This window comes from Pseudomonas sp. CMR5c, from assembly GCF_003850545.1.
In the GTDB taxonomy this organism is placed as follows: Bacteria; Pseudomonadota; Gammaproteobacteria; order Pseudomonadales; family Pseudomonadaceae; genus Aquipseudomonas; species Aquipseudomonas piscis.
The window spans coordinates 2,755,946-2,774,163 of record NZ_CP027705.1; the positions used below are offsets into that span (position 1 = coordinate 2,755,946).

The window sequence follows — 18,218 nt, forward strand, 5'->3', positions numbered from 1 at the left end:
TGCCCCATGAGCGAGCCGATTCGCCTGACCCAGTACAGCCACGGAGCCGGTTGTGGTTGCAAGATTTCACCCCAGGTCCTGGAGGTCATCCTGGCCGGCAGCGGGGCGCAGAACCTCGATCCCAAGCTCTGGGTCGGCAACGCCTCGCGCGATGATGCGGCGGTCTACGCCATCGACGGCGAACGCGGAGTGGTCTCCACCACCGACTTCTTCATGCCCATCGTCGATGATCCCTTCGATTTCGGGCGGATTGCCGCCACCAACGCCATCAGCGATATCTACGCCATGGGCGGCGATCCCTTGATGGCCATCGCCATCCTGGGCTGGCCGGTGAACGTGCTGGCCCCGGAAGTCGCCCGCGAAGTGATCCGCGGCGGACGCTCGGTGTGCGACGCGGCGGGCATTCCCCTGGCGGGTGGGCACTCCATCGATGCCCCTGAGCCGATCTTCGGCCTGGCGGTGACCGGCCTGGTGGAAAAACGCTTCATGAAGCGCAACGACACCGCCACCGCCGGCTGCCTGCTGTACCTGACCAAGCCCCTGGGGATCGGCGTGCTCACCACCGCCGAGAAGAAGGGCAAGCTGCGCGAAGGTGATGTTGGCCTGGCCCGCGACTGGATGTGCACCTTGAACAAGCCCGGCAGCCATTTCGGCAAGCTCGAGGCGGTTACCGCAATGACCGACGTCACCGGCTTCGGCCTGCTCGGGCACCTGGTGGAGATGGCCGATGGCAGTGGCCTGACCGCGCGTATCCACTATGACCGGGTGCCGCGCCTGCCCGGGGTGGAGTACTACCTGGACCAGGGCTGCGTGCCCGGTGGCACCCTGCGCAACTACAGCAGCTACGCCGACAAGGTCGGGCGGGTGCAGGAGCTGCACAAGCGGGTGCTGTGCGATCCGCAGACCAGCGGCGGCCTGCTGGTGGCGGTGACGCCTGAAGGCAATGCCGAGTTCCTCGCCCTGGCGGCGCAGTTGGGCCTGGAACTGGCGCCTATCGGCGAGCTGTTGGAGCGACAGAGTCACGCGGTCGAGGTGTGCTGATGTCCCTGGACTACACCGATTACCGCGAGATCTTCCTCAACGACCGGCCGCTGATGGACACCCGTGCGCCGATCGAATTCACCAAGGGCGCCTTTCCCGGCGTGCTCAACCTGCCGCTGATGACCGACCAGGAGCGCCAGCGGGTCGGCACCTGCTACAAGCAGCAGGGCCAGCAGGCGGCGATCGTCCTCGGACACCAATTGGTGTCCGGGGCGATCAAGGCCGAACGTATCCAGGCCTGGGCCGATTTCACCCGGGCCCATCCCGATGGCTTGCTCTACTGCTTCCGTGGCGGCTTGCGTTCGCAGATCGTCCAGCAGTGGCTGCGCGACGAGGCCGGCATCGACTATCCACGGGTGGGCGGTGGCTACAAGGCCATGCGGACCTTTCTCCTGGAAACGGTGGAGCAGGCCATGCAGCAGTGCGACTTCGTGCTGCTGGGCGGCATGACCGGCACTGGCAAGACCCAGGTGCTGGGGCAGTTGGACAACGCCCTCGATCTCGAAGGCCATGCCAATCACCGGGGTTCCAGTTTCGGCCGGCGCGCCACTGGGCAGCCGAGCAACATCGACTTCGAGAACCGCCTGGCGGTGGACCTGCTGAAGAAGCGTGAGCGTGGCGTGCAGGGGTTCGTCGTCGAGGACGAGAACCGCATGATCGGCAGCTGTGCATTGCCGCTGCCATTGCACCAGGGCATGCAGCTAGCGCCGATGATCTGGCTGGAGGACCGCCTGGACCAGCGGGTGCAGCGGATTCTCCAGGACTACGTGGTGGACCTGTGCGCCGAGTTCGTTGCCGTGCATGGCGAGCCGGGTTTCGCTCTGTTCGCCCAGCGCCTGCTGGAAAGCCTGAACAAGATCCACAAGCGCCTGGGCGGCGAGCGCCACCAGCGGTTGCTGGCGCTGATGCAGCAGGCCCTGGCCGAACAGGAGCGCAGCGGCGTGGTGGAGTTGCACCGGGGCTGGATCCAGGGCCTGCTCCGCGAATACTACGACCCGATGTACGCCTACCAGCGCGAGAGCAAGGGTGCCCGGATCGAGTTCGTGGGCGACCACGCCGCAGTGCTCGATTACCTGCGCCAGCGCCGCCCTCTGTAGCCGCTGTCGAGCCCGCGAGGCTGCGCACGAGGGCGCGGTCCTCGCCAAACCGTCCCATGCATTCCATCTGGATAATCGCGGGGTCTGCTTCTGCGGGCGCTGCGCCCCGGTCGCAGCCGCGCTGACGCTGGACCGTGGCTACAAAGGCGGTTCAGGCTTGCAGCGGCGGTAGGGTGCCTAGCAAGGCGACGGCCGCCACGGCGGCGATGCCCAGTAACCACTCCAGGCCCACGCTGCGGCGCAGGCTGTCCAGGCGCTGGTCGCAGCCCCGGGTGCGCAAGCGATTGAACAGGGCCAGGGCCAGCATGCCGGCCACCAGCAAGGCTTTCATCAACAGCACCAGGGCGAAACCGCTGAACAGCGGAGTCGGCCACCATTGGCCAGTGAGCATCCGTACGTTGACCAGGCCGCTGGCCAGCAGGCCCGCCACCAGCACGTAGCCCACGCCGCTGAAGCGCCGCAACAGCGGCTCCATGGACGCCTGCGGCTGGCGCAGGACCATCAGCAATACCAGCAAACCGCCCAGCCACAGGCCGACGCAGCCCAGGTGGACGATCTGGTTGAGAATCAGCAATTGCCCCTTGAGGCCATCGAACATGGCGCCGTGGCCCACCGGGGCCAGGGTGCCCAGGAGCAGGGCGGCCAGCCCCAGGCGCAGCGGCAGGGAACGGCCCAGGGGTGTCAGCAGCAGGCCCAGCAACACCAGGTTGAGCGCCAGGTGCCAGGTCCAGACCTGGCCGAAGAACGTCTTGCCCAGTACCAGCCACAACGTCGCCGGATCCAGGGCGGCGGACCAGGAACCGGCCATGCTGGCGCTGATCAGCAGCAACCAGGCCAGGCCGCTGCCAAGCCCGACCAGGGTCAGCCCGCGAGCCACGCGGTCCAGCCGCCGCTGCACGACTTCATGGCCTCGGCCCAGCAGCAGCGGGCGCAAGCCCCAGGCCCCGACCAGGGTCAGGATCGCGGCGAAATGCACGAAGCGGCATAGCACCAGCCATGACGCCACGGGTTACGGGCTCACCTTGAAGCTGTAGCTGCCTTCGCTCTTGTGGGTGTCCACCGACACGGCGTGCCATTGCACCTTGTAGCTGCCGGCCGGCAGCGGAGCACTGGCGGGGGTGACGACCAGGGTCTTCTTGTCCGCGCCTTCGGTGGCCAGGCCCTTGAGCGCGACGGGGGCGCCGTCCTTGCTCAGCTCGACCTTGGTGAAGGCCGCTTCCACGCCCTCGCTGAACTCCAGGCGCAGCTCGCTGGGGGCGCTGGCGCTGCTGTCGGCGGCGGGCGTGGTGGTTTTCAGGTGGGCGTGGGCCAGCGCCGAACCGGTGGCCAGCAGGCAGGCGAGAAGGGCGGAGGTGGTGCAGAGTGTTTTCAACGACATGGCAGGTTACCTGTAGAAAAGCCAGGGAACCGGCGCCGCTGGGGCGCCGGCTTGGTTCAAGCGTCTTGCAACTGCATGTGGATGATGGGGTACGGCTTGCCTTCGCCATCGGTTTCCGAGCGACCGTAGTCGACGAACCCGTAGTGCCGGTAGAAACCGTGGGCCTGGGGGTTCTGTTCGTTGACATCGACCTTCAGGCCCGGCTGCCGGACCTGATCCAGCAACTGGCGGCCGATGCCCTGGCCACGCTGGGCCGGTTCGATGAACAGCATTTGCACGGTGTCGTCGCCAATGGCGATGAAACCGCCAGGCGTGGCATCGGGGTTCTCCCAGACCAGCACTTGCAGGGCCGGCAGGTAGCTGTCACGTATCAGCGGGTAGAGGCGCTGGATGTCGTCTTCGCTGATGAAGTCATGGGTGGCGCGTACCGAACGCTCCCAGAGCGCGGTAAGCAAGGCGTCGTCCGCAGCGACGCGAGGGCGAATCTTCATGGGGATGATCCATCTTGGTAACTGATTAGATGGCCGGCGGTAGGGTAGGGCCGGCATTTGGGCAGAGACCTGTATGCCCGTGTCGCGAATCAACGCTTGGACGGAGCACTGCAGTGACGGCTGCAAATGAGCGGGAGGCCGATCCTACCCAATGATGCCCGTCAGCGAAACCCCGAAGGCGTGTTTAATGCCGCATGGGCAAGAACCCCAGCTCGACCAGCTTGGCGTCGGTCGTTGCGATTTTCTTTAGATGTTGTGCATTGCCTTCATCCATGACGCCGGGGCACGTCACGATGATGCTGCCTTGGGCCGGGGATGGGCGCAGTTCATCCACCTGGGGGAAATCCTGCGCCGACAAGGGCTGGGGGCAGTAGCCGATCCAGCCGACGGTTTGCCTGTCTGCGAAGGTTCGTTGCCGGCGGTAGTAAGCGTTTGGGGCCACCACGCCCCAGGCGATCTCCGGCCAGAACTCAAGCGCCGTGCTGATCAGCTCCACCAAGCCTTGCCGTGGATTTTGCAGGCAGCGGACCAAGGTCCCGGCGTCGGAAAACTCGAGGCCCGTGGGCAGCGAACCTCTGTTCCTTGCGTGGTACTTGAGTGAAAGCCCGCCTTTGAGCGGGTCGGATATCCCGTTCCAGAGCACAAAGCTCATGTCATTGATGGCGAAGTCCTCATCCTTCCAGGACTGCACTTCGCGGACAAAACTGGCTTCGTCGAGCAGCACCTCATGCTCCAGGCCCTTGTTGCGGCTGTCAGCGCACAAGAACCAGTGCCTGAGGATAGGGTCGATCCTGCCGATCTCCCGCAAGAAACCAAGGCTTCTCTGGATCTGGAGGTGCTCCGGGACTTGAGCGATTTTCTGCCTGTCGAAACTCAAATTGAAATTGAAGCGCTTGAATTCGTCCATGAGGTCTCCGTAAGGATGCTCCCTGCCTGTTGGGGCAAAGCGTTGTCGCGTCAATCGCTGGGCGGCGAGTCGTCTCCTCGGCCCAGGGTACGGGTGGGCTGCGCCAGGGCGTGATTTAACATGAAAAGGCGAGCTGGGTGTGGCTCCCATGAATCAGCCGCCACGTTTATGCAGGCATGGCACTGGCACCGGTGATCTGTGTTGTTTCCAGCGGGCAAGCAAGCCGGTTTTCTCGGCAGTGCTTGAGTTAGAAGTGCTCTTAGCAGGGTGCTAGTCTTGCCGCAGACTGTTTTCGTAGGAGCCCTCATGGGCAATCACAAGATCGAGATTCGTCGCAACAACGTGGAAAAGATCCTGCTGGGGGCCGAGAAAGTCTTCGCCGAAAAGGGCTACGCCGGCACCGCCATGGCCGACATCGCCGAAGAGGTACAACTGCCGCGTTCCAACCTGCATTACTACTTCAGCACCAAGCACGAGCTCTACAGCGCGGTGCTGCTGGACCTGCTGGAAGTGTGGAAGCAGGACGCCCTGTGCTTCGAGATGTTCGACGACCCGCGGGTGGTGCTCAGCAGCTACATCCGCGCCAAGATGCAGCATTCGCGCAGCCGCCCCCACGGTTCCAAGGTCTGGGCCAACGAGATCATGCATGGCGCGCCAAGCCTGGGCACCGCGTTGGACGAGAGCCTGTACGACTGGGCGAAGATGAAGGAAGCCAAGATCCGCCAATGGGTCGAGGACGGGAGGATCCTTGCGGTGGAACCCTCGGCGCTGCTGTACCTGATCTGGGCCTCGACCCAGCACTACGCCGACTTCGACCACCAGGTGAACATCCTCAACGACCACCAGCCGCTGTCGGATCTGCAGTTCGAACGGGCGGTGCAGACCGTCACCAGCGTGATCCTGCGCGGTATCGGCCTGGAACCATAGACGCAGCGGCAAGCGGCAAGTGAAAGCAAGCTTCACGCTAGGAGCTTGAAGCTTGCGACTTGCTGCTTAGAACTTGCCGCTTGTGGCTGCTTCCTCGCGGTGAGGGTTGCGGGGGTCATGCAGCCAGTCGAGGAACGGCTTGCCGGTCTGCTGCGGCACCATCTCGATGCAATCCTGCACCGGGCAGGTGATCTGGCACAGGTTGCAGCCCACGCATTCTTCGTCGATCACCTCATATTTATGGGTGCCGTCCGCTTGTCTGAGGCTGGCAATCGCCTGGTGCGAAGTGTCTTCGCAGGCAATATGACAACGGCCGCAACCGATGCACGCCTCCTGGTCAATTTTAGCGATCACCTGGTAGTTGATATCCAGGTACTTCCAGTCCGTGGTGTTGCCCACCGCCCGCCCGGAGAAGTCCTGCAGGCTGTGGTAGCCCTGGCTGTCCATCCACCGCGAGAGGCCATCCTGCATCTCGTCGACGATACGAAAGCCATGCAGCATCGCCGCCGTGCACACCTGCACCGCGCCGCAGCCCAGGGCCACGAACTCCGCGGCATCGCGCCAGTTGCCGATACCGCCGATGCCGCAGATCGGCAAGCCACGGGTCTGCGGGTCGCGGGCGATCTCGGCCACCATGTTCAGGGCGATCGGCTTGACCGCCGAGCCGCAGTAGCCGCCGTGGGTGCTCTGGCTGCCCACCATCGGGTGGGCCACCATGCGCTCCAGATCGACGCTGGTGATGGAGTTGATGGTGTTGATCAACGACACCGCATCGGCCCCGCCACGATGGGCGGCGCGTGCCGACTGGCGGATGTCGGTGATATTCGGCGTCAGCTTGACGATCACCGGCAGCGAGCAGTACGTCTTGCACCAGCGGGTCACCTGCTCGACGTACTCCGGCACCTGGCCCACCGCCGCGCCCATGCCGCGTTCCGGCATGCCGTGGGGGCAACCGAAGTTCAGCTCGATGCCATCGGCGCCGGTGGCCTCCACCAGCGGCAGGATGTGTTTCCACGAATCCTCGACGCAAGGCACCATCAGCGAGACGATCAGCGCCCGGTCCGGCCAGTCCTTCTTCACCTGGGTGATTTCCCTGAGGTTGATCTCCAGGGAACGGTCGGTGATCAGCTCGATGTTGTTGATCCCCAGCACCTCGCGGTTGGCGCCGAAATGCGCCGAGTAGCGCGACGACACGTTGACCGCCGCCGGGTCTTCGCCGAGGGTTTTCCAGACCACGCCGCCCCAGCCCGCCTCGAAGGCGCGGACCACGTTGTAGGCTTTGTCGGTGGGCGGCGCGGAGGCCAGCCAGAACGGATTGGGCGCCTTGATTCCTGCGAACACAATCGACAGATCGGCCATCACGCAGCCTCCACGTTGAGCATGAGTTGGGCATGCATGGCCTCGGCGGCCAGCTTGCCGTGCTGCACGGCCTGGACGGTGAGGTCCTGGCCGAGGCTGGTGCAGTCGCCACCGGCGTAGACTCCGGGAATGCTGGTGCGCAGTTGCTCGTCCACGGCGATGCGATCGCCGCTGCGCTTGAGCTCCCGGGCCAGTGGATCGCCCAGGCTGGCGCTGTCGAACGCCTGGCCGATGGCCTTGAAGATCGCGTCGGCGGCCAGCTCGAAGGTTTCGCCGGTGGTCTGCAGGCGGCCCTCCACCAGTTGGGTGCGGGCAAAGCGCATGCCGCGCACCCGGCCCTGGTCGTCCAGCAATACCTGCTCGGGAGCGGCCCAGGTCAGCAGCCGCACCTGGTTGGCCTTGGCGATGTCCTGCTCATGGCCGGTGGCGCCCATGTCGGTGGCGCCACGGCGGTATACCAGGTTGACGTCGCGGGCGCCGAGGCGGGCCATCTGCACCGCCATGTCGATGGCGGTATTGCCGGCGCCGATGACGATGCAGCGCTCGGCCAGGGGCAACTGGCCAAGGTCGTCAGCCTGGCGCAGCTCGCGGATGTAGTCGGTGGCCGCCAGCAGCCCCGGGGCGTCCTCGTGCTCCAGGCCCAGGCGCTTGCTGGCCGCCAGGCCCAGGCCGAGGAATACCGCATCGAACTCTTGGTGCAGTTCGCTCAGGCTCAAGTTGTCGCCCAGTACCTGGCCATGGCGGATCTCGATGCCGCCGACGTCGAGCAGGAACTCCAGTTCGCGCTGGGCGAAATCGTCCACCAGCTTGTACTTGGCGATCCCGTATTCGTTGAGGCCCCCGGCTTTTTCCCGAGCCTCGAAGATCACCACCTCATGGCCGTGCAAGGCGCTGCGGTGGGCGCAGGACAGCCCGGCCGGGCCGGCGCCGACCACGGCGATACGCTTGCCGGTGGCGGCGGCGCGCTGGAACGGATGCTGGCTGAACTGCGCGTTGTCCAGGGCGTAGCGCTGCAGTTGGCCGATCAGCACCGGCGCGCATTCCTGAGCGTTGTTGCGCACGCAAGCCTGCTGGCACAGGACCTCGGTGGGGCAGACCCGGGCGCAGCTGCCGCCGAGGATATTCGCCGCGAGGATCTTTTGCGCCGCGCCCTGGACGTTGTCGGTGTGGATGTGGCGGATGAACGAGGGAATGTCGATCTCGCTGGGGCAGGCGTTGACGCAGGGCGCGTCGTAGCAGTACAGGCAGCGCGAAGCTTCCAGCTGCGCCTGGCGTGGGGTCAGGGGTGGCGCCAGGTCGCTGAAATGCTCGGCGAGGGTGGCGCCGTCCAGGGTCGGACGGGGCAAGTGGTTCAGGGTCTGGATCACGGTTCTGGCCTCAGGTTTTTTATCGAATGCCTCTGATGGGCATTGTTTTTCAGCGATGGAGCGGTTATCGCGCTGACCTCTGATTCGCTGCTGTTTCTGTAGCCCCAGCGAGGCTGCGATCGGCAACGCAGTTGCCACAAAACCTGCGCTTGCGGTGCGCCAAGTAGAATGCGATAGCCGGGTTAGGGCGCGCTTCGTCGAAATGCGGCCCAACCCGATCGTAGCCTCGCCAAGGCTCCGCAGCGGCTACAGGGCTACAGGTTCAGCGTTTGACGGCGGTCGGCTTGTGGGCTTCGGCGCGCTTGTTCAGCAGGTCGAACACCGTCGGGTAGGGTGGGCGCTCGACGTAGCGCCCGGCGCCGCGTTCGGCCCGCAGGTCGCCGTCGGCCCACACCAGCCGGCCCTGGCTGATGGTGTGGCTGGGGATGCCACGCACGGTCTTGCCTTCGAAGATGTTGAAGTCCACCTGCTGGTGGTGGGTCTTGGCGGAAATGGTCCGGGTGCCGGCCGGGTCCCACAGCACCAGGTCGGCATCGGCGCCGACGCGGATCGCCCCCTTGCGCGGGTAGAGGTTGAAGATCTTGGCGGTGTTGGTGGAGGTCAGGGCGACGAACTCCTGCATCGACAGGCGCCCGCTGTTGACCCCTTCGTGCCACAGCACGGCCATGCGGTCCTCGATGCCGGCGGTGCCGTTGGGGATCTTGCTGAAGTCCTCGCGACCGGCGGCCTTCTGCTCGGCGCAGAAGCAGCAATGGTCGGTGGCGGTGGTGTGCAGGTTGCCCGATTGCAGGCCATGCCACAGCGCCTCCTGGTGGCCGCGCGGGCGAAAGGGCGGGCTCATCACGTAGCCGGCGGCGGTCTGCCAGTCCGGGTCGCGGTACACGCTGTCGTCCAGCAGCAGGTGCCCGGCCAGCACCTCGCCGTAGACCGGCTGGCCCTGGGCCCGGGCATAGGTGATTTCGTCCAGGGCCTCGCGGGTGGACACGTGCACCAGGTACAGCGGCGTGCCCAGGGTCTGGGCGATGCGGATCGCCCGGCTGGCGGCTTCGCCCTCCACCTGGGATGGTCGCGACAGTGGATGGGCTTCCGGCCCGGTGATGCCCTGGGCCAGCAGCTTGCGCTGCAGGTGGTACACCAGCTCGCCGTTCTCGGCGTGCACCGTGGGCACTGCGCCCAGTTCCAGGCAGCGCTCGAAGCTGGCCACCAGGGTGTCGTCGGCGGCCATGATGGCGTTCTTGTAGGCCATGAAATGCTTGAAGCTGTTGACCCCGTGATGCCGCACCAACTCGGCCATCTCCTCGCGCACCTGCTCGCTCCACCAGGTCACGGCCACGTGGAAGCCGTAGTCGCTGGCCGATTTCTCGGCCCAGCCGCGCCACTGGTGGAAGGCCTCCAGCAGCGATTGCTGCGGGTTGGGAATCACGAAGTCGATGATTGAGGTGGTGCCGCCGGCCAGGCCCGCCGCCGTCCCGCTGAAGAAGTCCTCGCTGGCCACGGTGCCCATGAAGGGCAGTTGCATGTGGGTGTGGGGATCGATGCCGCCGGGCATCAGGTACTGGCCGCTGCCGTCGAGCACTTCGCAGCCTGCGGGAATGTCCAGGTGAGTGCCGATGGCTCTAATCAGGCCCTCTGCGCACAAGACATCGGCTTTATAACTTTCATCATGGGTAATAACGGTGGCGCCACGGATCAACAGAGACATTCCGAGTTCCTCGCAGGCATGACCGGCTGCTTGCCGGTTCTAACTTTTTATTGAACGCACTGACAACTAAACAATCCTGTCAGTGGTGTCAGGATTAAACGCTAGTCTTACTTCAAGGAAACATCAAGAATATTTTTTATAAGCTTATATTCAATATAACTAATTGAAATTTAACGATAAAAAATACAAATCCCAGAAACTGTGCAGGCGCTCACCATTTTGACGCACTTGACAGGATCGAAAAATAGTCGAGATTTTCCATGTCCTATCAGCGGCTTGAAGAGGTACGAGAACGAATCGGATATCGTTGCTGAAAGTGCGGTGCACCTATTTGGGTCTTGATCTAAATGGCAACTTGCCAGCTACCTTGCCTGAGTAGCCTGGCAACTAACCGAAGACCTGAAAGTTATTTGAATAAAGCTGAGTTACATCAGTTGCTTACATGGATTCCATCAACGGGTCAGTCACGAACCTGGGCTCACCGGCACACTTATTGAGTGCCGCCACGGATCGTCACGCCGGAGGGTGGAAGTCGTCAGTTCTCCGGCCATCACCCGGCGCCCGATCCCATCGTCCGCTGGCCTGATGAGCAAAATAATCAGAACAACAGTGGAGCGGCCATGCAACAGATCAGATCCCAGGTGACCGAGCGCGCCGGCTTGTACGAGCTGGACGCCGGCAGCGACGTGCTCGACAGCCCCCGTTACAACCACGACATCGCCCCGACCAAGGTCCAGGAACGCACCTGGAACAAGTGGCACATCACCGCACTGTGGATCGGCATGTCGATCTGCGTGCCGACCTATACCCTGGGCGGGGTGCTCACCGCCTACTTCGGCCTGAGTGTCGGCGAGGCGCTGCTGGCGATCCTCTTGGCCAATGTCGTGGTGCTGTTGCCCCTGACCCTCAATGCCTTCGCCGGCACCAAGTACGGCATTCCGTTCCCGGTGCTGCTGCGCTCGTCGTTCGGCATCATCGGCTCCAACGTGCCGTGCCTGATCCGCGCCCTGGTGGCCTGTGGCTGGTTCGGCATCCAGACCCTGTTCGGCGGCCTGGCCATCCACCTGTTCCTCGGCTCGATCTTCCCGGATTGGAAGGCCCTGGGCGGCACCGGCGAGGTGATCGGCTTCATGCTGTTCTGGACCCTCAACCTGTGGGTGGTGCTGCGCGGCGCGGAATCGATCAAATGGCTGGAGACCTTGTCGGCGCCGCTGTTGGTGGCGGTGGGCATCGGGTTGCTGCTATGGGCCTTGCCCAGCGTGTCGCTCGGTGAGTTGCTGGCGATCCCGCCCAAGCGTCCCGAAGGCGCCAGCGTCACCGGCTACTTCATGGCCGGGCTGACGGCCATGGTCGGTTTCTGGGCCACCTTGTCGCTGAACATCCCGGACTTCAGCCGCTACGCCAAGAGCCAGAAGGACCAGGTGCTGGGGCAGATCTTCGGCCTGCCGCTGACCATGTTCCTGTTCGCCGCCCTGGGAGTGGTGATGACCGCGGCCTCGGCCAAGCTGGTGGGGGTCACGGTCTCCGACCCGGTGAGCCTGATCGGGCATATCCAGAGCCCGGGCTGGGTGGCCGTGGCCATGGCGCTGATCATCATCGCCACGCTGTCGACCAACACCGCGGCCAACATCGTTTCGCCCACCAACGACTTCCAGAACATCGCCCCCAAGCTGATCGGCCGCACCACGGCGGTGATCCTCACCGGCCTGGTAGGGCTGGCGCTGATGGGCCACGAACTGCTCAAGAAGCTCGGCCTGCTGGTGTCCGACGTGAGCCTGGAAACCGTTTACTCCAACTGGCTGCTGGGCTACTCCAGCCTCCTGGGGCCGATCGCCGGGATCATGGTGGTGGACTACTTCATCATCCGCAGGCAGCGCCTGGACCTGGCCGGGTTGTACCGCGACGACGTGTACCCGGCGTGGAACTGGCACGGCTTCATCGCCTTCGCCATCCCGGTGGCGCTGACCCTGATGTCGCTGGGCAGCAGCGCCTTCAACTGGTTCTACAGCTACGGCTGGTTCACCGGTTCGGCCCTGGGCGGGCTCATCTACTACGGCCTGTGCAACCTGCGCAGCCCGCAGGGCGTGAGCGCCAAGACGCCGGTGTGATGCATTGAGAGCATCGTGGGCAAGTCGCATCGCCGCCCGCTCGCTCCTACAGGGAACGCGGGGCTTGTTCACAAACAATCCAGCAGACACCACAGCACTCAAGACGAGCACGACCTTGTCGACCACAACCAGAAAAGCCTGAGGAGATCACCATGAACGCTGCCGTCGACGTTCTGCAATCCAGCCATCAGCACATCAACCGCGACCGCCTGTGGCAGTCGCTCATGGAGCTCGCCCGGCTCGGCGCCACGGTCAAGGGCGGGGTCTGCCGCCTGGCCCTGACCGACCTCGACCGCCAGGCCCGCGACCTGTTCGTCACCTGGTGCGAGGAGGCCGGGTGCACGGTCAGCGTGGACGGCATCGGCAACATCTTCGCCCGCCGCCCCGGGCGCAATCCGCAGTTGCCACCGGTGATGACCGGCAGCCATATCGACACCCAGCCTACCGGAGGCAAGTTCGATGGTTGCTTTGGCGTGCTGGCCGGGCTGGAGGTGTTGCGCACCCTCAACGACCTCAAGCTGGAAACCGAAGCGCCCCTGGAAGTGGTGGTGTGGACCAACGAGGAAGGCTCGCGCTTCCCGCCGTGCATGATGGGCTCCGGGGTGTTTGCCGAGAAGTTCACCCTGCAGGACACCCTGGCCAGGACCGATGCCGAGGGCATCAGCGTCGGCACGGCGCTAGACGCCATCGGTTATGCCGGCAGCCGGCCGGTGAGCGGGCATCCGGTGGGGGCCTATTTCGAGGCGCACATCGAGCAGGGGCCGATTCTCGAAGACGAACGCAAGACCATCGGCGTGGTGCTCGGCGCCCTCGGGCAGAAGTGGTTCGACCTCAAGCTGCGCGGGGTCGAGGCCCATGCCGGCCCGACCCCGATGCATTTGCGCAAGGACGCCCTGGTTGGCGCCGCTGCGGTGGTGGCGGCGGTCAACCGCGCGGCCCTCGGCCATCAGCCCCACGCTTGCGGCACCGTCGGTTGCCTGCAGGCCTACCCGGGCTCGCGCAACGTGATTCCCGGCGAGGTGCGCATGACCCTGGACTTCCGTCACTTGGAGCCGGCGCGCCTGGACTCGATGATCGCCGAGGTGCGCCAGGTGATCGAGCGTACGTGCGAAGAACACGGCCTGAGTTTCGAGCTGACCCCGACCGCCGACTTCCCGCCGCTGTACTTCCACAAGGTGTGCGTCGAGGCCGTGCGCGGCGCCGCCGAGGGCTTGGGCTTGTCGCATATGGATATCGTCAGTGGCGCCGGGCACGACGCGATCTTCGTTGCCGAACTGGGCCCGGCGGGGATGATCTTCGTGCCCTGCGAAGGCGGCATCAGCCACAACGAAATCGAGAACGCCGATCCCGACGACTTGGCCGCCGGCTGCGCGGTGCTGCTGCGCGCCATGCTCGCCGCCTCCCAGGCCATCAGCTTGAAATCCTGACTGCCGTTCCCGGCCTGCGAGGCTGCGTCCTCGTACGCAGCTTCGCAGGCTCAGCAGCAGCTACAGGTTTGCATGGGCGACGAACCTTTGGCTGACACTAAGCTAATTCCTAAAAATTATTTATTTTAGATTTATTAGATCGATTAGCTTTTATCGACTTTCCTCTCCCAGAAGGTTCGCCCCCATGCGCCAGCCCCATGCTTTGCCTCGTCGCTTGTCGCTCTCCGTCCTTGCCGTGCTGGCGCTGGGCATGGCCTGCAACGCCCTGGCCGACACCAGCCTGCGCATCGGCTACCAGAAATCCTCGACCCTGCTGGCGGTGCTCAAGGCCCAGGGCACCCTGGAAAAACAACTGGCGGGGCAGGGGGTAAACATCACCTGGCATGAGTTCACCAGCGGCCTGCCCCTGGCCGAATCGCTGAACGTGGGCAATGTCGATATCAGCGCCGATGTCGCCGACACCGTGCCGGTGTTCGCCCAGGCCGCCGGCGCCAGGTTGACCTACTTCGCCACCGAGACCCCATCGCCCGCGGCCCAGTCCATCGTCATCGGCAAGGATTCGCCGCTCAAGTCCCTGGCCGATCTCAAGGGCAAGCGCATCGCCGTGACCAAGGCCGCCGGCAGCCATTACCTGCTGATCGCCGCATTGCGCGAGGCGGGCTTGAGCTTCGCCGATATCCAGCCGGTGTACCTGACCCCCGCCGATGGCCGCGCCGCCCTGGAAACCGCCAAGGTCGATGCCTGGGTCACCTGGGAACCCTTCGTCGCCAGCGCCGAGCGCCAGCAAGGCGCACGGGTGCTACACGACGGCCAGGGCCTGGCCAGCTACCGCCGCTACTACCTGGCCTCCAACGACTACGCCAAGGCCCATCCCGAAGTCCTGCAGCAGGTGTTCAGCGAGTTGCAGAAGACCGGCATCTGGGTCAAGGCGCACCCGCAACAGGCGGCGCAGTTGCTCGGGCCGCTGTGGGGCAACCTCGACGTGCCCACGGTGGAGTTGGCCAACAGCCGCCGCACCTACCGGGTCGAGGCCGTGCAGCCGGAGGCCCTGGGCGAGCAGCAGAAGATCGCCGACACCTTCTACCAGGAAAAACTCCTGCCCAAGCCGGTGGATGCACGGGCCGTGCAGCTCTGGAGCCCCAAGCATTTGTGATCGTCCGTTGCCAGGCCGGGGCCAGCAGGCACCGGCCTGGCAGCGTTGCGCTTGCCGCTGAGCGCCCCCCTTTTTCTTTGTCACCGCCGGCTACGCCATCCCGCGCCCGGCGCCAGGAGTTCTTGTGTCTGCCGTTCAACCCCAAGAGGTCTTTGCCGTTCCAGCCTCGTCCACCGTCCTTGCGGGCAATGCCGAAGTGGTGCTGGAACTGCGCAACCTGACCAAGACCTACGCCAGCCGCCGCGACCGAACCAGCGCGCCGGCGGTGCAGCAGGTCAGCCTCAGTGTGCGGCGTGGCGAGCTGCTGTGCCTGATGGGCACCTCTGGCAGCGGCAAGTCGACGCTGCTGCGCCATATCAACCGCTTGATCGAACCCGGCAGCGGCGAGGTGCTGATCGACGGCACCGCCATCGGCCAACTGGCACCCCGGGACCTGCGCACTCTGCGCTCGCGGCGCATCGGCATGGTGTTCCAGCACTTTGGCCTGCTGCCCCATCGCAACGTGCGCGACAACGTCGCCTTGCCCCTGGAACTGCGCGGCGAACCCGAGGCGCTGCGCCACGCCGCGGCCGATGTGCAACTGCAAGCCATGGGCCTGGCGGGCTGGGGCGAGCATTACCCCCATGAGCTGTCCGGCGGCATGCAGCAGCGGGTCGGCCTGGCCCGGGCGCTGGTCAGTGAACCGGACATCCTGCTGATGGACGAGCCCTTCAGCGCGCTGGACCCGACCATTCGCCGCGAGCTGCAGGGACACTTCCTGCGCCTGGTGCGCGAGCGTGGCATCACCACCTTGCTGGTGACCCACGACCCCGCCGAGGCCTTGCGCCTGGCCGACCGCATCGCGGTGCTGCGCCATGGCCGGCTGATCCAGCTGGGCACGCCGGCACAGTTGCTGGAGCAACCGGCGGACGCCGAGGTGGCGGATTTCTTCCAGGACCAGGGTGCACGCAGCGTCCCGACCCAGGCGGCTGCGCCGGTGGCGGTCGGCCCCGTCCCGGTGGCGCTAGAGGCGGCTCCGGCCAAGCCAGGCCGGGGTTTCTGGAGCGCGCTGTGGCGTGGGCCGGCGGCCCTGGCCGACAGCGGCCATGGCGCCTTGTATTGGCTGGGGTTCGCCCTGGAGTTACTGGCGGCCGCAGGCTTGGGCCAGTGGCTGGCTACGTTCCGCCCGGGCTGGGCTGGGCTGGCGCTGCTTGGCCTGGTGCTCAGCCGCCTGCTGTGCGTGACCCTTGCCCGGCGCCCGCGCCGCCAGGTTCGCGCCGGCTGGCACCTGCCGTGGCTGGTGTTGCTGTTGTGCCAGGGCCTGGTGCTGTGGCGCGCCCTGGCCGTCGACGCCAGTGGGCCCTGGGTGCAGTTTCCCGCCGATCGCCAGTGGCTGCTGGCGACGGCAGCGGCCATCGACCAGTTGATCGGTTGGTCCCAGGTCACCTTCGAAAGCACTTTCGTCGGGGTGATCGTTGCGGTGCGCACGGTGATCGAAGGCATCGAGAGCTTGCTGGGCTGGCTGCCCTGGCCGGTGCCGGCGCTGGCCCTGGTGTTGCTGGCCTGGCGCAGCGCCGGGGCAGCCTTGGCCCTGACTAGCGCCGTGGCCTTGCTGTACATCGGCCTGTTCGGCTTCTGGGAGCGCACTGTCGCGACCCTGGCCCTGGTCAGCGCCGCGGTGCTGCTGTCGCTGCTGATCGGCGTGCCCACCGGCATCCTCCTGGCCAAGCGCGCCCTGGCCCGGCGGTTGGTCACGCCGTTGCTGGACGTGATGCAGACCCTGCCGACCTTCGTGTACCTGATTCCGGCGGTGGCGTTCTTCTCGGTGGGCAAGACCCCGGCGGTGATCGCCACGGTGATCTTTGCCCTGGCGCCGATGATCCGCCTCACCGCCCTGGGTATCCGCGAGGTGCCCAAGACCGCCGTCGAGGCGGCCCTGGCCCACGGTGCCACGCCCTGGCAGGTGCTGACCAAGGTCGAGTTGCCCCTGGCCGCCGGCTCGCTGCTGCTGGGGATCAACCAGACCCTGGTCATGAGCTTGTCGATGGTGGTGGTCGCCGCACTGATCGGCGCCGGTGGCCTGGGCTACGACGTGATGACCGCGCTGCGCAACATCAAGGGCGGCGAGGGCATGCTGGCCGGCGCCGCGATCGTGTTCTGCGCGTTGATTCCCGACCGCATCATTCAAGCGACCCTGCGCCAGCGGGATCGCGCTTTCCATCAGTCATGAGGTGTTCGATGAACCCATCCCTTTCCCGTGCCCTGGGCGCTACCGCGCTGTTGCTGGGCTTGTCGCTACCGGTGCTGGCCAAGGACAAGATCGTCATCGGCGAGCAGAACTGGACCGGCGCCATCGCCATCCAGAACATCCTCGGCGAGGTGATCAAGAGCCGCCTCGATGGTGATGTGTCGTACCTGGCCGGCGACGTACCGGTGCTGCTGGCCGCCGCGGCCAAGGGCGATGGCGCGGTGGATGTGCTGACCGATATCTGGCTGCCCAACCAGTCCGCCGCCTGGGCCAAGTACGTCAGTGGCGGCACCCGCTCGCTGGTGCCCAACAAGCAGCCGTACCTGGGCGAGCAGGGCTTCTACGTGCCCGGCTACCTGCAAGACAAGTACGGGGTGAAGTCGGTCTACGACCTGCAAAAGCCCGAAGTGGCGAAGCTCTTCGAGCCCCTGGGCGGCGGCAGGGCGCAGTTGCTGGTGGGCCCGGCTGGCTGGGAGTCGACCTATATCGGCGAGATCAAGGCCAAGGATTTCGGCTTTGCCGACAAATTCGAGTCGGTGTCCACCGAAGCCTCGGTGACCTACGCCAAGCTCGCCAGCGCCTACAAGGCCCAGCGCGGCGTGGTGTTCTACGCCTACACCCCGGACTGGATCTTCTCCGCCTTCGACCTCCGGCGCCTGGAAGAACCAGCGTTCGACGGCTACGCCCAGGACAACAAGAAGGGCGACCCGCTGTACAAGGCCGACGGCTGCTGGAAATTCATCAGCCCGACGGTGAGCGCCGACTGGCTGGCCCAGAGCAAGATCACCTGTGCCTACCCCGATGCCCGGGTGTATGTCCTGGCGTCCACCGCTCTGCAAAAACGCGCGCCACGGATCGCGGTGTTCCTGGAGAACTTCAGCATCGAACCCCAGGCGTTGAATGACCTGATTCTCAAGATCGAAAAGGAACAACAACCGCCGGCGCAGGCGGCCAAGGAATGGGTCGCGGCGCACCCGCAGGTCGTCGATGGCTGGCTGGGCGCCAGCGGTGAACAGGTGGGGGCGGTGCAATGA

15 protein-coding genes are annotated in these 18,218 nt (G+C 65.3%); 8 read left to right on the plus strand and 7 right to left on the minus strand.

Going from position 1 to position 18,218, the window contains the following annotated elements; translation table 11 throughout:
- Window positions 1–6 precede the first annotated feature (6 nt).
- Both selD and mnmH read left to right on the plus strand, forming a co-directional pair.
- Window positions 7–1,041 carry a selenide, water dikinase SelD gene (selD, locus tag C4K40_RS12940; protein ID WP_053138077.1) on the plus strand — a complete coding sequence of 345 codons (1,035 nt, stop codon included), beginning with the start codon at window positions 7–9 and terminating at the stop codon, window positions 1,039–1,041.
- Window positions 1,041–2,138, plus strand: a complete 1,098-nt coding sequence (gene mnmH, locus C4K40_RS12945) for a tRNA 2-selenouridine(34) synthase MnmH (protein WP_053138080.1) — start codon at window positions 1,041–1,043, stop codon at window positions 2,136–2,138. Before selD ends, mnmH begins: the two co-directional genes overlap by 1 nt.
- Window positions 2,139–2,289: 151 nt before the next feature.
- Here the strand turns inward: mnmH and copD are convergent, their stop codons facing one another.
- The 4 genes from copD to C4K40_RS12965 all read right to left on the minus strand — a co-directional run bounded on the left by copD (window position 2,290) and on the right by C4K40_RS12965 (window position 4,914).
- Window positions 2,290–3,144, minus strand: a complete 855-nt coding sequence (gene copD / locus C4K40_RS12950; protein WP_053138082.1) for a copper homeostasis membrane protein CopD — start codon at window positions 3,142–3,144, stop codon at window positions 2,290–2,292.
- A 3-nt stretch (window positions 3,145–3,147) separates the two neighbouring features.
- Window positions 3,148–3,516: a copper homeostasis periplasmic binding protein CopC gene (gene copC, locus C4K40_RS12955; protein ID WP_022643927.1), complete on the minus strand. Its 369-nt coding sequence runs from the start codon at window positions 3,514–3,516 to the stop codon at window positions 3,148–3,150.
- A 56-nt stretch (window positions 3,517–3,572) separates the two neighbouring features.
- The gene (locus tag C4K40_RS12960; protein ID WP_022643928.1) at window positions 3,573–4,007 is read right to left on the minus strand and encodes a GNAT family N-acetyltransferase; all 435 of its coding nucleotides are present in this window, start codon (window positions 4,005–4,007) and stop codon (window positions 3,573–3,575) included.
- A gap of 184 nt (window positions 4,008–4,191) precedes the next feature.
- Complete coding sequence (locus C4K40_RS12965) at window positions 4,192–4,914, minus strand: Imm52 family immunity protein (RefSeq protein WP_053138084.1); 723 nt, start codon at window positions 4,912–4,914, stop codon at window positions 4,192–4,194.
- 306 nt (window positions 4,915–5,220) lie between these two features.
- Between C4K40_RS12965 and C4K40_RS12970 the strand changes: the two genes are divergently transcribed.
- Window positions 5,221–5,841: a TetR/AcrR family transcriptional regulator gene (locus tag C4K40_RS12970; protein ID WP_022643930.1), complete on the plus strand. Its 621-nt coding sequence runs from the start codon at window positions 5,221–5,223 to the stop codon at window positions 5,839–5,841.
- Between the two features lie 66 nt (window positions 5,842–5,907).
- On the opposite strand, the gene preA is transcribed toward C4K40_RS12970, so the two are convergent.
- The 3 genes from preA to hydA form a co-directional block, all read right to left on the minus strand.
- Window positions 5,908–7,203, minus strand: coding sequence for an NAD-dependent dihydropyrimidine dehydrogenase subunit PreA (gene preA / locus C4K40_RS12975; protein WP_172681691.1), 1,296 nt, complete (start codon window positions 7,201–7,203; stop codon window positions 5,908–5,910).
- On the minus strand, window positions 7,200–8,567 hold the full coding sequence (locus C4K40_RS12980) for an NAD(P)-dependent oxidoreductase (protein ID WP_053138087.1): 1,368 nt from the start codon (window positions 8,565–8,567) through the stop codon (window positions 7,200–7,202). Before C4K40_RS12980 ends, preA begins: the two co-directional genes overlap by 4 nt.
- A 262-nt stretch (window positions 8,568–8,829) precedes the next feature.
- Entirely contained in the window at window positions 8,830–10,269 is a 1,440-nt protein-coding gene (gene hydA, locus C4K40_RS12985) for a dihydropyrimidinase (RefSeq protein ID WP_053138089.1), read from the minus strand.
- Between the two features lie 620 nt (window positions 10,270–10,889).
- Between hydA and C4K40_RS12990 the strand changes: the two genes are divergently transcribed.
- From C4K40_RS12990 to C4K40_RS13010, 5 genes are all read left to right on the plus strand, one after another.
- Complete coding sequence (locus C4K40_RS12990) at window positions 10,890–12,377, plus strand: NCS1 family nucleobase:cation symporter-1 (RefSeq protein WP_022643934.1); 1,488 nt, start codon at window positions 10,890–10,892, stop codon at window positions 12,375–12,377.
- 152 nt (window positions 12,378–12,529) lie between these two features.
- A complete protein-coding gene (locus tag C4K40_RS12995; RefSeq protein ID WP_053138091.1) occupies window positions 12,530–13,804 on the plus strand; it encodes a Zn-dependent hydrolase in 1,275 nt (424 codons plus the stop codon).
- 184 nt (window positions 13,805–13,988) lie between these two features.
- Window positions 13,989–14,957 carry an aliphatic sulfonate ABC transporter substrate-binding protein gene (locus tag C4K40_RS13000; protein WP_053138093.1) on the plus strand — a complete coding sequence of 323 codons (969 nt, stop codon included), beginning with the start codon at window positions 13,989–13,991 and terminating at the stop codon, window positions 14,955–14,957.
- A gap of 124 nt (window positions 14,958–15,081) precedes the next feature.
- On the plus strand, window positions 15,082–17,166 hold the full coding sequence (locus tag C4K40_RS13005; protein ID WP_053138095.1) for an ATP-binding cassette domain-containing protein: 2,085 nt from the start codon (window positions 15,082–15,084) through the stop codon (window positions 17,164–17,166).
- Window positions 17,163–18,218 (plus strand): glycine betaine ABC transporter substrate-binding protein, encoded by a 1,056-nt coding sequence (locus C4K40_RS13010; RefSeq protein WP_053138097.1) that lies wholly within the window; start codon window positions 17,163–17,165, stop codon window positions 18,216–18,218. Before C4K40_RS13005 ends, C4K40_RS13010 begins: the two co-directional genes overlap by 4 nt.